The organism is Bacillus sp. FSL R9-9410 (assembly GCF_038050385.1).
GTDB classification, from domain to species: Bacteria; Bacillota; Bacilli; order Bacillales; family Bacillaceae_G; genus Bacillus_A; species Bacillus_A cereus_U.
The window spans coordinates 92,205-106,313 of the sequence record NZ_JBBOTV010000003.1 but is presented as its reverse complement, the minus strand read 5'-3'; the positions used below and the strand labels follow the sequence as shown (position 1 = coordinate 106,313).

The window sequence follows — 14,109 nt, the reverse complement described above, 5'->3', positions numbered from 1 at the left end:
AAGATAAGAGGTATTTTTATGTTAATTTCTGAACTTCATGTAAGTAATTTTAGATCGTTTGGATATGAATCACAATTGATAGAAACTGAAAATTTAACAGCACTTATTGGTGCCAATAGTTCTGGTAAAACAAGTTTAATCATGGCCTTATTAAGATTATTTGGACAAAAAAATATAGATAGAACTTTAGTAAAAACAGATTTTCATATTCCAGAGAGCGCTGACGTATCTAAGATTAAGGAAATAGATCTTATGATAGAAGCGAAGATAATATTTCCAGAATTAAAATTACATTCACCTGCTGAGGTGAAAACTATTCCAGAATACATTAAGCATTTAACTATTGAAGAAACAGGTGTGGATCCTTATTTACGAATTAGATTAAGAGGTAAGTGGGTACAAGGTTCAACCCCCGAGGGTAATATCGAACAAGAACTTGTTTATGTAAAAACCCCCTATGGTCATGAAGAAAAAGAAGAAGATTTAACTAGAGTACCAATACACCACCAAAAATTAATTCAAATGATGTATATACCTGCAATGAGGGATCCAGCAAAGCAATTAAAAAATGCTTCCGGTACTTTATTATGGCGCATATTTGATGGTATTGACTGGCCAGTGAATTTAAATGAAGATATAAAATCTTTAACGTCTCCAATTGAAACGTTATTTAAAGAGATTCCAAGTATAAAAGGTATTCAGGGGATTTTAAATAATCAATGGAATAAATATCATAAAGATGAAAGATACTCCAACAGTCAATTCAAATTTAATGGTAATAGTTTAGATGAGTTTTTGAAAAATGTGGAAATCTTATTCAATCCTACTGTTGATGGGAACTCTGTTAAGGTTGATAGTTTAGGTGATGGTTTAAAATCTTTATTTTATATAACTTTAGTATCTACTTTACTTGAAATAGAAAATAAACAAGAAAAAGATGATAAGCCTTTATTAAACATCTTTGCGATTGAAGAACCCGAAAACCATATTTCACAGCATTTACTAGGAAGAATTGTTAGAAACTTAAAAGAAATATCTAATAAAGATAATGCACAAGTTATCTTATCATCACATAATTCATCTATAGTTGGAAAAATAGAGCCAGAATATATTAGACATTTACAAATACAGAACTCAGGATCGATTGTAAATAATATTAGCCTTCCTGAAAAAATTGATGACGCACATACTTATATTAAAGAGGCTGTAAAAGCATATCCAGATTTATATTTTTCGAAGTTAGTAATTTTAGGTGAAGGTGATAGTGAAGAAATAGTATTACCCAAACTATTACTTGCAGACAATATATATTTAGATGATTTCAATATTTCAATAGTTCCTTTAGGTGGTAGATATGTAAATCATATGTGGAAGCTTTTAAATGATTTATCAATACCACATATTACACTATTAGACTTAGATAGAGAAAGAGGTGGAGGCGATTGGGGCAGAATTAAATATGTGTTAAAACAGCTTAATGAAAATAATAGATGCTCAGAAGAACTTCGTTCAGTTAAAGCAATTAAAAAGGGGACAGAAGGAACAATACGTACTTATAGTATGAAAGAGATAGAAAAATTTCATACAAGGAATAGTGAGAAGGTAGAGTCACATAATACTTGGATAAAAAAACTAGAGAAAGAAGATATTTTCTTTTCATACCCTCTTGATCTTGATTTTTCTATGTTAATGAGTTTTGAACAAGAATATAAAAATACTATGATAAATGGACCGCAAATTCCAAAAGATATAAAATCACCGGAATATGAAGAGAAATTAGAAAAGTCTATACAAGCAACTTTAAAAAATGTAAAAGCTACTGCAGCAACATATTCTGATGAACAACAAAAATTAATGATTTGGTATAATTCTTTATTTTTGGTAGGTAGAGGAAAACCAAGTACACATATAGCGGCTCTAAAAGATATTGAGGATACTGAAATAATAAAAAGCGCTCCTAAAGAACTCTTAAGGCTTGTGCAACGTGTGAAAGAAAAAGTTGGGTTAATTGGAGATGGTGCAAATGAATGAAAAGGTATTGGAGCAAGATTGGAAAACTTCAAATGATGTAACACTTGAAGTTTCAGCTTTACTCGCTATAAGAGCTTCAAATCATGTAGCGATTGCCGCTGGACCAGGTGCTGGAAAAACAGAATTGCTAGCACATAAAGCCGGCTATCTTATTCAAACTGGGATTTGTCCAAATCCCAAAAAAATATTAGCTATTAGCTTTAAAACAGACGCTGCAAGAAATTTACAAGAACGTGTCGAATTAAGATACGGTAAAAATGTAGAAAACAGATTTGAATCAAAAACCTTTGATGCCTTTGCTAAGGGAATATTGGATCAATTTATATACGCATTACCTAAAGATTATCAACCCAAAAGAGATTACGAGATTATTTTAAACGAAAAATCATTAAACGATATAATAAAAGGATATATTACAAAATCTAATCCTTATCATCCTAATTGGCAATATGAATATCATCTTAATAAAGTGTTGGGAACCATGAAAGAAACGGAATTACCAATAGTGGTTTTTGAAAGTGATTTATATTCTTGGATAAACGAAAGACTGTGGATGGTTTTATTGAATGGTAAGGGGAATTTAACAAGTTCACTTACTTTTTCAATGATATCAATTTTAGTTGAGTATTTATTAAAAGAAAATCCATTAATAGTTAAGGCATTACAAGCGACATATAGCCATGTTTTTTTGGATGAATTTCAAGATACAACATATAATCAATATAGTCTTCTGAAAACAATTTTTTTGAACTCAGATACTGTTATTACTGCTGTTGGAGATAATAAACAACGTATTATGGGCTGGGCTGGGGCTTTACACAATGCATTTGGAATATTTAAATCTGATTTTAATGCAACTCAGCATACACTTTTCAATAATTTTAGATCTGCGCCTAATTTAGTTTCTATACAAAATATTTTTTCTAAATCTCTTAATGACACTTCCATAGAAGTCCTCCCAGTTGGAGAGTGGAACGAAAATGATGGGGTTTGTGAAATATGGAATTTTAAAAATCATAATACGGAAGCGATCCTATTAGCGTCTTATATAAATGAATGGATGAAAATAGAAAATTTAAATCCTAGAGATTTTTGTATCCTCGTTAAACAACAAGAACATATCTATGCAGCTGAAATAATGAAGGAACTTTCCAAAATTAATATAAAAAGTAGAATAGAAAAAGATTATCAAGACCTTTTATCTGAGGAATTAGTTCTGCTTATTATTAAGTTTTTAAAGTTAAGTTATGAAGAAAAATCTCCTGAATTATGGATGAATGTCATTGATGAAATCATAGATATGAAGTACAGAGACGTTGATCCAGAAAATATAAAATATCTAATTATAGAAAACGAATTGGTAAAAATGCTAGATGAGGTTAGAAAACTTTATTCAGATATTGATGTTACAAACTTCAATTCACAATTCACAGAAATATTACAAGAAATTGTAGTTTTTTTAGGTGAAGATAGTATCAAGGCAACTTATCCGAAATACAATCAAGCTAATTATTTTAATGAAGTAATACAAAAAATGATAGATAAACTAAAATATCAAAATCGTATTTCAATGAGGGAATTATTACAAGAGTTTTGTGGTGAATTTAGTATACCTATTATGACAATTCATAAAAGCAAAGGACTAGAGTATCACACTGTGATTTTTATTGGAGTTGAAGATGCTGCATTTTGGAGTTTTTCTACTCAAAAAGAAGCAGATAAAAATGCATTTTTTGTAGCATTATCTAGGGCGAGACAAAAAATGATATTTACCATAAGTAAAAAAAGAAACATTTTAAAGTTTGGTGAGGAGAAAAATATAATGCAAGAGACTGAAAATGTATCTGAGCTTATACAAACATTAATGGATGCAGGTGTCTCTTTAATTGAAGAAAGTGATTTGGAAAAAATATTATAATACATTTTTTTTAACATCATTTGTAGATTTGAAATAAAGTTATGATGTTTCTAATATAAACGTAAAATTAACTTGTGATAAAACAAAATGAAAAATACAAGAAAACCATCGTATTTTTCTTTACGATGGTTTTCTAAACGGATGAAAGCCCCAGTTAATTAAGGATGAAGAGGTTATTGTAACATACGTTTTGTATTACGTAAAATATGCGAGTTTGATTAATAAAATTGGATGAGTTGATACTATTCAAATCATTTTCTGTATTTTAAGACAAGGATTTGATGAGGGATTTTAAAGCAGAAAAAGTTGTTAATCGCTTTTGTCCCGATACCTTCTCCTTGTAAATATATTTCAAAGCGCCTAAATCATATAGCAGCAAAGATTTTAGCGTTACAATTGGGACATCACATATATTAGTAACCAACCTATGACCAACAACAGCTAACTTTTTTTGATAATCCGTTTTAGTAAGGTTTCATATTTTGTTATGTATTAATACAGAGTAGCGGGAGATAGAGGAGTGAGTAGGTTCTTGTCATTGTGATTTTAAGTAAGTTTAAAGGATTGGAAACTAACATATTAATCTTAATAATGCTACATTATGATTAAATGATAAATAAATGTAAGTAAGGAGAGGTTATATGATTAATATTAAAGAATATATACCATTCATAATTCCTATAGTGGCAGCTACAGTAGGCTATATATTTGGACAAAGAACAACTAAGGTCAATCGCTTTTACACTCAAAATGAAAATAATTTAAAAACTGTAATTGAACCATTATTTTTAAGCATTAAAGTTATAATGAGAGAAACTAGTGGATTTAAAAGAGAGAAGTTACTCGATGACCTATTTGAATTGCATATTCTGGAAGGAAAAGGTTTGTATCAAATTGGAAATAAAGACCTAATAGATAAGTTTTTCTATGTCGAGGAATTATATAATGACTTTAAAAAGGATAAGAGCGTAGAAAAATGGAAAGAATTTTGGATTGCATTAAGCTGTTATTATAAGTCTATTAAGAAAGAATATTGGTCAAACTTTTACACTTTATATAGGAACTATCGATGGTATTTACATAGCTTAAATAAAAATATATTTGTGAGGATTTTTTTTGAGACGATTAGATTTTTAAAAGATACTGTTAATTTCTTAACATCATTATCAGCTGGATTTCTTGCGTTCAGTTTATACGATAAATTGTTAAAGGTGATCTTAGATAAAGGGATTATGCCAGGTGGTTCTATTGTATTGAGTATTCAACTGTTGGTATTTTGTATAGCGATGTATGGATTTGTTACTATATTTGATGCGTGTAGTCCGAATTCTTCACAGCAGAAAAGCTATATAGATAAATTAACAAAAAAGTACACCAAGGAAAATAAAAATTATGAAAAAAAGATTACGATACCTAAAATGTACGAATGAATATATGAATTGATATAATTGAAGATTTATTAATTTCCTATATGCTTAAAATGAAAAAAATTTATAGAAACATATTAACTGGACCTATTTAATGATATATATTATTTTCAAAAATACAGTAGGTATATACTTGCTGTATTTTTATTATGAATTATAGGAATTAAACCACTATATTTTGATTGATAGTAATTAAAATACAAGTAGGGGAGAATATGTACATGGAAAACAATAATATTTGAAAAAGAATTGGGTCCGCACTTAATTTTACATTAAATCCGTGTTTAATTGATACTTCTATTTGGACATATATCCTTTTATGCTAATATTCAGTACACTTTATTGTATAATGATATAAATATGCCAACTTGATTTTATAATGAAGTTAGTTGCGTCATTATATATTTATTTTAAATTATTATATTGGAGATGGTGAACTGACGAAAGTTTATACTAGAAATAGTAAATAAGACTAGCTACCTCAGAAACTCGAAGGCCAGGACCTAAAATGAGGTTTATGATGGCTATATCTGGTTCTGGTGCAAAAATAAAACAAAAGAGAATAAAGCACATATATTCCTAACGGAATCGTATCTTATGTTGCAAGTCCAAACAATTGATGGATGAATTTTTTTTATTTTGGACAGACTGGTTCCGTAAAGCAATCTGTTCTTTTTTAATCATATGCATGGCTTCTACTCCAGAAAGAATGGATGTAGCTGTGTCAAAAGATTTAAGACCTAGCATAGAACGGATTCGCTTCTTTATAAAGCGATGATCTTGTTCTACTATGTTATTCAAGTACTTTTGTTGTCTAAGTCGTATACCGTTAGGTATACTTTTTTCTTTTTTCAACTGTTCAATTGCTATAGGATAAGCTGGATTCTTATCGACTGTTATCACACGTGGCTTTGAAACATGAAAAGACCGCAAAGCTTTCTTGAAAAAGCGCTTTGCAGCCTTATGATCTCTTGTTTTGCTTAGGCAAAAATCGATTGTGTTTCCGTTCGAATCAACAGCACGATACAGGTACATCCATTGACCTTTTACTTTGATATATGTTTCATCGACTCTCCAAGAGTCATTTATTTGTTTGAGGTAACGTCGGATCCGTTTGTCCAATTCAGGACCATACTGATGAACCCAACGCATAATCGTTGTATGAGAAATGGATAAACCCCGTTCCGCCATCATTTCCACCAAATCACGAAAACTTAGGTTGTACCGTAGGTACCATCTTACCGTTAATAAGATAATATCAGGCTGATAGTGCTTCCATTTGAACCAATTTTTCTTTTCCATACCGATCACACACCTTTTTAGAGTAATAGTATCAGTATGTCCAAATTTTAGAGATTACTTATAATTACCTTGAAGTTTTTGCACCAGAACCCAACTTTCCATGGTTACCCCTCCTTTCTAGTAAACTACTACAGTATATGAATTGAATATGAATATGTAATAGTTAAATTGATGGATTTAATAGAATTGATAGATTTACCTTGTTCTAACAAAATAAACTCAACACAAACCAAATATTGTAAAAATGATTCAGAAAACATCTAATGGGTTCTGGTGCAAAGATTGCATTTATTTGAAAGAGGTATATAGATTCCTAATGAAATCTATTCTTATGCAGCCATTCCGAATAGTTGATGAATAAACTTCATTTCATTTTGGACAGACTTTTCCCGTAAAATAAGTTGGCCTTTTTTAATGATATGCATGGCTTCTACTCCAGAAAGAATGGATGTAGCTGTGGAGAAAGATTTAAGATCTAGCATAGAACGGATTCGCTTCTTTATAAAGCGATGATCTTGTTCTACAATGTTATTAAGGTATTTTACCTGCCTTATTTGGATGCCCACAGGCATCTTTTTCTCTTTCTTCAATTCTTCAGTCGCTATAGGGTAGGCTGGGTTTTTGTCTACTGTAATCACACGGGGCTTTGAAACATGAAAAGACTGCAAAGCTTTCTTGAAAAAACGCTTTGCAGCCCTATGATCTCTTGTTTTGCTTAAAGGAAAATCAATTGTATTTCCTTTTGAATCAACAGCACGATATAGGTACATCCATTGACCTTTGACTTTCACATACGTCTCATCGACTCGCCAAGAATCATTGGTTGACTTAAGATGACGTCGTACGCGCTTATCTAATTCGGGACCATATTGATGAACCCATTGCATGATAGTTGTATGAGCAAGGGATAGCCCGCGTTCTTCCATCATTTCGACTAAATCACGAAAACTGAGGTTGTACCGTAGATACCATCTCACGGTTAATAAAATAATATCCGGTTGATAATGTTTCCATTTAAATAGATTTTGCTTTTCCATACCAATCACATCCTTTTTTAGAGTACTAGTATCAGTATGTCCAAGTTTAGGAGGTTGCTTACAAGCGTTTTGGAGTGTTTGCACCAGAAATGTTTTTCATATAAAAGTCATATCTGTTCCGCCTTTCACGCCTCGTAATATTTTTATCCTATACAATGAAACTCTCTTTTTCCTTACCCATTCCTTACAAATTTCTTACGTTCAAAATAGATTCTATTTATTAATATTATTTAAAATCTGCGATACGATTTAATCTTAATTTAGTTGTTTTATAGAAATATTTCTGGTTTTTAGAAAATAATAATCGGAATATTCATTATTTTCTATATTATTTTTAGAAAATAATCCCATTAATAGGAGTGTTATGATTTAATTGTTAGTCAATATCTCACTTTTAGAGCGTTAGTGTCTTTGAGAAAGTCTAAGCAAGCTATTGATTTCATTACCATCACAAACGAACTGCAAAAAAAGAATAGGATTGAAGAGGCGGGAGAAGTCTCGTATCCCACTCAATTAGTTTCTATCGTCCCTATTTAGTAAACTTAAGGAGCTCGTTTTTATGAAAACTACCGAATCAAAAAGTCTATGGGGAAATACAATTTATTTACAAGTTTTCTCTGCGTATTCACTGCTTATGCTCGGAGTATTTATTGACATGTTAGCCATTATGACCATTGTTAGTTTTGAATGGGAAGTAGACCCCACCATGATTGGATTAATTCCCGTTGCGTATGCACTTCCTGGGATTATATTTAGTTCATGGGCAGGCGTGATTGCTGATCGCTTTAGAAAAATTCCAATTATGATGTTTTGTAATCTAATGGTTGGTTTATTAACAATTGTTCTTTTATTTGTCCAAAATATTCATTGGCTTTTGTTAGCATTAATGGTTCGTTCCATTTTCACCGTTTTTTACTATCCTGCACAGCAAACACTAACACGACAGATTGTTTCTCCTGATCTGCTTACCAAAGCGGTAAGTATCAATGGGATAGTTGAGCAAGGAACCAAGATACTGGGCCCACTTATAGGAGGAATGTTACTGAGCTGGTTTCAGCCAGAGTTTTGTTTGATTATAAGGGCAATATGCTGTTTACTAGCTGCTTTGGTTCTGTTGCCCACAATAAGGTTACAGGAATCTCTGTCAAGAGAACATATAGAAAAGAAACAGCAAAGTACTTGGACTGCTTGGTTACAAGGTTGGGGTTATGTATTATCCAATCGGATGATATTATCAACCATGATTTTCTTTACAATAGCTATGGCAGTATTACAATTAGTAGACTCGCAGTTCCCTACTTTATTTAAGAGCTTGTTCCCAAATGATAAGAGTAAAATGGGATACATCATTTCTATTATTGGTCTTGGGGGAATAATTGGCGCATTCTTAACTCAGAAATTAAAACATTTTCAATATGGTTGGGTAATATGTGGAGGCATTGCTTTAATGGGAATTGGCTTTGGGGGTATTAGTCTGATAACTCTGATAAGTCCTGGTTCATCCCTCATTTTTGCCTATCTGATTAGTTTTATAGCTGGTATTGGAAGTGGACTTATGTTTGTATCCAATCAAGTTATTCTACAAATAGAATCTCATCAAGAACAGGTCGGAAGAGTATTTGGAATTCAAAGCAGTTTAGCAAATGCAGTCCTCATTATTTCTCCTGCTATGAGCGGTCCACTGGTTCACTTTTTCGGAGTAATTGAACTCTATTTTTATGTGGGTATTGGGCTCATCATCATTGGAGTAATTGGGATTTCACTACAGAAATATTTATGGGTTACAGATAAACAAGAACCTATAAGAGTAAATAATTTTTGAAGGGAAGATTTTTTATGGCCAATGAGGAATGTTATCCGTTAAGTCATCCACAGAGGAGAATATGGTATACAGAAGTTATTCATTCCGGTAAAGGGATATGTAATTTAAGATTTTTGTTTAAACTTCATAGAAAAATGGATTATTCAAAATTAAACCGAGTTGTGAATCGTGTTATTAGTGAAAATGATGGCCTTTGCATCAGATTAAAAGAAAATGGGCATCAGGAACCTGAACAATATTTTGTTAAACATGAAGAACAAGAATTTGAGTTTTTCGATTTCAGTTCCGTGGAAGATCCAGATTTGCTGGAGAAATGGATCGAGCAGAAAACACAAGAAACGTTTACATTATTTAATTCTGATTTATACTATTTTGCTTTAATAAAATTAAACGATAATGAATGTGCAGTCTTTGGGAATGTTCATCACATTATCATGGATGGTTTATCAATCCAAATTTTTACTAGTCAGATTGCTAAATATTATTATGAGATTCATAGCGAGACTGATGAAGGCGTACTTAGAAATTCATATGTTAAATTTCTGATCAATGAACAAGCATACTTGAATGGTAGTCGCTTTCAAAAAGATCAAAAATTCTGGTTAGAGGAATTCAAAACACTTCCATCTGTGACGGGGTTGAAGTCCTATAATGCGTATCAAGTTAGTACGAGAGCATCACGCGAGACGTTTATATTATCAGAGTATTTGAAGAGACAGATAGAAGAATTTTCTGAAGATTATAAAATTGGTGTATATACTCTTTTTGTTGCTGCGTTTTCGTTGTCGATGTATCGGTGGACCTCGTCGCTTGATATTGCATTAGGAATGGCTTATGGCAATCGTATGACTAAAATGGAGCGGGAATTAATTGGAATGATGGTGAGTACGGTTCCTCTAAGAATGGATATCGACCCTGAAGAAGAAGTACTTTCATTTATTGGTCGAGTGTCCAGAAAACAAAGTAAATCATTACGACATCAGAAATTTCCATTTGATTTGTTATTAAATCAGATTAATAAAGAGAACAACAGCAATGTTAGACTTTTCGGAACTACGATTGATTATAGAGATCGTGATGAAAGTGGTGACTCACTTTGGATTCCAAATGGTGAAGAAATGCAAGATTTTGCAGTACATATTGAGAATTTGACTGATATAGACTCTTTACAAGTGCATATTGACTATCGTAAAGAGTTATTTTCTAAAGAAGAGATAAACCGATTTTTTAAAACCATGTTAGCAATAATAGAAAATACATTTAAAAACCCAAAGCAAAAGGTTTCTGAGATTGAAATTCTTTCAGAAGAAGATAAAAGAAAAAGTTTAGTAGAGTTCAATGAACCGAAGCTTGACTTTCCATATCTAGCAACCATTCATGAATTGTTTGAACAGCAAGCGATGATCTATCCAAATGCTATTGCAGTTATGTATGAAAAGGAGAGGGTAACCTATAGAGAGCTAAATGAACGTACAAATCAGTTAGCTCATTATCTACAGAAAAAAGGAATAGGGCCCGATTCTTTGGTGGGTCTTTGTGTTGAACGTTCTCTGGAAATGATTGTAGGTATTTTGGGGATTTTGAAGGCTGGTGGAGCTTATGTTCCACTTGATCCAACATACCCAGAGCAGCGACTTCAGTATATTTTAGAGGATGCTAGCATTCAATTAGTTGTAACGCAAGAAAATTTAAAAGGATTGAAATGGTTACCAGAAAATACAAAATCGATTTGTCTTGATCGTAATCGAGATGAAATAGAGCAAGAAAGTAAGACTTTACCGATTTCTAATGTAAGTCCTCAACACCTAGCTTACGTAATCTACACTTCGGGATCAACAGGGAATCCGAAGGGCGTCATGGTAGAGCATCACAATGTAATTCGTTTATTTAAATCAACGGAATGTTGGTATCAGTTTAATGAAAAAGATACTTGGACGCTTTTTCATTCTTATGCATTTGATTTCTCAGTATGGGAAATTTGGGGAGCATTATTGTATGGCGGAAAACTGGTTGTTGTTCCTTACTGGATTAGCCGATCGCCTAAGGATTTCTATCAACTATTGGTAGAGGAAGAAGTCACAGTTCTAAATCAGACGCCTTCCGCATTTCGACAATTAATACAGGTGTGTGAACAAGAAGATGAGAATAAAAACTTGCATCTACGTTATGTAATATTTGGTGGGGAAGCGTTAGATCCTAGTAAATTGTTACCGTGGTTTCAAAGATATGGAGATAAGGACCCACAGTTAATTAATATGTATGGAATTACAGAAACTACCGTTCATGTTACTTATTCTCCAATTACTCAAGATGAGGTCCGGCACTCTTCACGAAGTAATATCGGAAAACGGCTTCCAGATTTAGAAGTGTATGTGCTAGATGCCCGTCAACAGCCTGTGCCTATTGGTGTAGCTGGTGAACTATATATTGGTGGAGCAGGACTTGCACGTGGGTATTTAAATAGACAGGAATTAACTGCAGAGCGCTTCATTCCTCATCCATTTAATAGTGAACCGGAAGCAAGGTTATATCGGACAGGAGACTTAGCGAGATTCTTGCCAGATGGGAATCTGGATTATCGTGGACGAATTGATCACCAGGTGAAAATCCGTGGCTTCCGAATTGAGATAGGGGAAATTGAATCTACTTTAAACGTACATGCATCTATAAAAGAAGCTGTTGTGATTGTTCGAGAAGATCAGCCGGGTGATAAACGATTGGTGGCATATGTTGTAGGGAATGGGGATGTAGGTGCGTGGAGAGAGTATCTTAAAGCAAAACTACCGAGCTATATGGTCCCTTCAGGATTTGTAATGATGGAAGCTATTCCACTAACTGCTAACGGTAAAGTTGATCGTGAGGCCTTACCTATGCCGGAGGAAAAGCAGATTAACAGTGAAGCTGTTGCCCCTCGGAATAGTAACGAAAAGATACTGGCTACCATCTGGAAGCAAGTATTAGGTGTTAAAAATGTGGGAATCTATGATAATTTCTTTGAAATTGGTGGCGACTCAATTCTCAGTATTCAAATCATATCTCAAGCAAGTCAAGTGGGATTAAAACTTACTCCAAAGCAAATGTTTGAATGCCCAACCATTGCCGAGTTGGCACAAGTGGCTATAGAAACTCAGGGAGTACAAGCGGAGCAGGGAATTGTGACAGGAGAAGTGCCCCTTACTCCAATTCAGTACTGGTTCTTCGAGCAAGAACATTCACGTCCGGAGCATTGGAATCAATCGATGCTTTTAAGAGTAAAAGAGAGATTGGACGTGAAGTTACTAGAAGGAGCGATCTTATACTTACTAAAACATCATGATGCTTTACGTTTCCGGTACGAACAGTTACCAAATGGAACGTGGAGGCAGAGAAATGAAGGGACTGATGAGCATTCTGTACTTCATGTGGTAAAACGGAACAAAGCTAATGAACAAGCGTGGAATAAAGTAATACAAGAAGAGATGAACATTACTCAAACTAGTTTCAATTTAGTTACAGGTCCGTTAATGAGAGTAGTTTACTTTGAGGACACCTTGTCTGGAAATGATCGAATATTCTGGGCGATTCATCATTTAGTAGTAGATGGAGTATCGTGGAGAATTCTATTGGAAGATTTACAGGCGGTATATAACCAGATGAAACAAGGTCAAGGAGTTCGCTTACCTGCGAAAAGTACATCTTTTAAAGAGTGGTCGGAACGACTGCAGGCATACAGTGATTCGGGTATTTCAAAAGAAGTACAAGATTATTGGAATGAACGGGTAGAAAAAGAAACGATGAAAATTCCAATGGACTATCCAATGCAAGAAACAACAGAAGAATCGATTGATCAAGTGACGAGGACTTTAGGAGTAGAAGAAACACATGCATTGTTACAAGAAGTTCCAGTGACTCATAAGACAAGGATTAATGAGGTACTATTGGCGGCATTAGGACAAGCTATCGTCGATTTTACAAATCAGCAAACGGTTTCTATTCATCTAGAAGGACACGGGAGAGAAGAGATGATTGAAGGTATGGATCTATCACGGACAGTGGGCTGGTTCACGAGTATTTATCCTGTTCATCTGAATTTTCAAGGAACTAAAACACCTATTGAAGGATTAAAGGCTGTAAAAGATCAATTGCGTCAAATTCCGAATCGTGGAGTTGATTATGGTATTTTACGTTACTTGAAAAAAGAATTACTTCCGTTTTATCAGCAAAAGCCTTCAATAAGCTTTAACTATTTGGGCCAATTTGATCAAGTTTTTTCAAAGGAATCTTTGTTTATGCAAGAGACAGGGTTTACATTTTTAGATCATGCTCCAGATTCCAAGCCATCGCATCTAATTGAGGTTATCGGTATGGTAAAAGATGAGAAGTTACATTTTGTTTGGATATATAGTAGAGAACAATTTTCTAGATTAACAATTCAAGCGATAGCAGATGGTATGTTGAGGCATCTTCGTCAACTTATAAATAAACCAACAACAGAGTCAGCTTTTACAGTATCAGATTTTGCTGATGCTGAGGATCTTACGGAAGAAAGCTTGAGCAAAGTATTACTTAAATTAACAAAGAAGAGGGTGTAAA

The 14,109-nt window shown here is 33.3% G+C and carries 7 protein-coding genes and 1 pseudogene; 6 read left to right on the top strand and 2 right to left on the bottom strand.

The features are described 5' to 3' along the window. Positions 1-18: 18 nt before the first annotated feature. The 3 genes from MKX77_RS27200 (at position 19) to MKX77_RS27190 (ending at position 5,379) form a co-directional block, all read left to right on the top strand. A complete protein-coding gene (locus MKX77_RS27200) occupies positions 19-2,031 on the top strand; it encodes an ATP-dependent nuclease (protein WP_341308314.1) in 2,013 nt (670 codons plus the stop codon). Beyond that, positions 2,024-3,949: an ATP-dependent helicase gene (locus MKX77_RS27195; RefSeq protein ID WP_341308313.1), complete on the top strand. Its 1,926-nt coding sequence runs from the start codon at positions 2,024-2,026 to the stop codon at positions 3,947-3,949. Before MKX77_RS27200 ends, MKX77_RS27195 begins: the two co-directional genes overlap by 8 nt. 641 nt (positions 3,950-4,590) lie before the next feature. After that, entirely contained in the window at positions 4,591-5,379 is a 789-nt protein-coding gene (locus MKX77_RS27190) for a hypothetical protein (RefSeq protein ID WP_341308312.1), read from the top strand. A gap of 592 nt (positions 5,380-5,971) precedes the next feature. Here the strand turns inward: MKX77_RS27190 and MKX77_RS27185 are convergent. Both MKX77_RS27185 and MKX77_RS27180 read right to left on the bottom strand, forming a co-directional pair. Beyond that, positions 5,972-6,678: pseudogene (locus MKX77_RS27185) on the bottom strand (IS6 family transposase). A gap of 329 nt (positions 6,679-7,007) precedes the next feature. Then, positions 7,008-7,715 carry an IS6 family transposase gene (locus tag MKX77_RS27180; RefSeq protein WP_341308311.1) on the bottom strand — a complete coding sequence of 236 codons (708 nt, stop codon included), beginning with the start codon at positions 7,713-7,715 and terminating at the stop codon, positions 7,008-7,010. Between the two features lie 405 nt (positions 7,716-8,120). On the opposite strand from MKX77_RS27180, the gene MKX77_RS30760 reads away from it, so the two are divergent. From MKX77_RS30760 to MKX77_RS27170, 3 genes are read left to right on the top strand one after another with little or no spacing between them, the layout of a single operon-like run. Next, positions 8,121-8,252, top strand: coding sequence for a DnaB-like helicase N-terminal domain-containing protein (locus MKX77_RS30760; RefSeq protein WP_002035044.1), 132 nt, complete (start codon positions 8,121-8,123; stop codon positions 8,250-8,252). 22 nt (positions 8,253-8,274) lie between these two features. Continuing rightward, positions 8,275-9,537: an MFS transporter gene (locus MKX77_RS27175; protein ID WP_341308310.1), complete on the top strand. Its 1,263-nt coding sequence runs from the start codon at positions 8,275-8,277 to the stop codon at positions 9,535-9,537. Between the two features lie 14 nt (positions 9,538-9,551). Next, positions 9,552-14,108: an amino acid adenylation domain-containing protein gene (locus MKX77_RS27170; RefSeq protein ID WP_341308309.1), complete on the top strand. Its 4,557-nt coding sequence runs from the start codon at positions 9,552-9,554 to the stop codon at positions 14,106-14,108. Position 14,109 lies beyond the last annotated feature (1 nt).

Coding starts and splice junctions, on each gene's coding strand:
- MKX77_RS27170 (WP_341308309.1), top strand. CDS start 9,552: ATGGCCAATGAGGAATGTTATCCGTTAAGTCATCCACAGAGGAGAATA.
- MKX77_RS27190 (WP_341308312.1), top strand. CDS start 4,591: ATGATTAATATTAAAGAATATATACCATTCATAATTCCTATAGTGGCA.
- MKX77_RS27180 (WP_341308311.1), bottom strand. CDS start 7,715: ATGGAAAAGCAAAATCTATTTAAATGGAAACATTATCAACCGGATATT.
- MKX77_RS27200 (WP_341308314.1), top strand. CDS start 19: ATGTTAATTTCTGAACTTCATGTAAGTAATTTTAGATCGTTTGGATAT.
- MKX77_RS27175 (WP_341308310.1), top strand. CDS start 8,275: ATGAAAACTACCGAATCAAAAAGTCTATGGGGAAATACAATTTATTTA.
- MKX77_RS27195 (WP_341308313.1), top strand. CDS start 2,024: ATGAATGAAAAGGTATTGGAGCAAGATTGGAAAACTTCAAATGATGTA.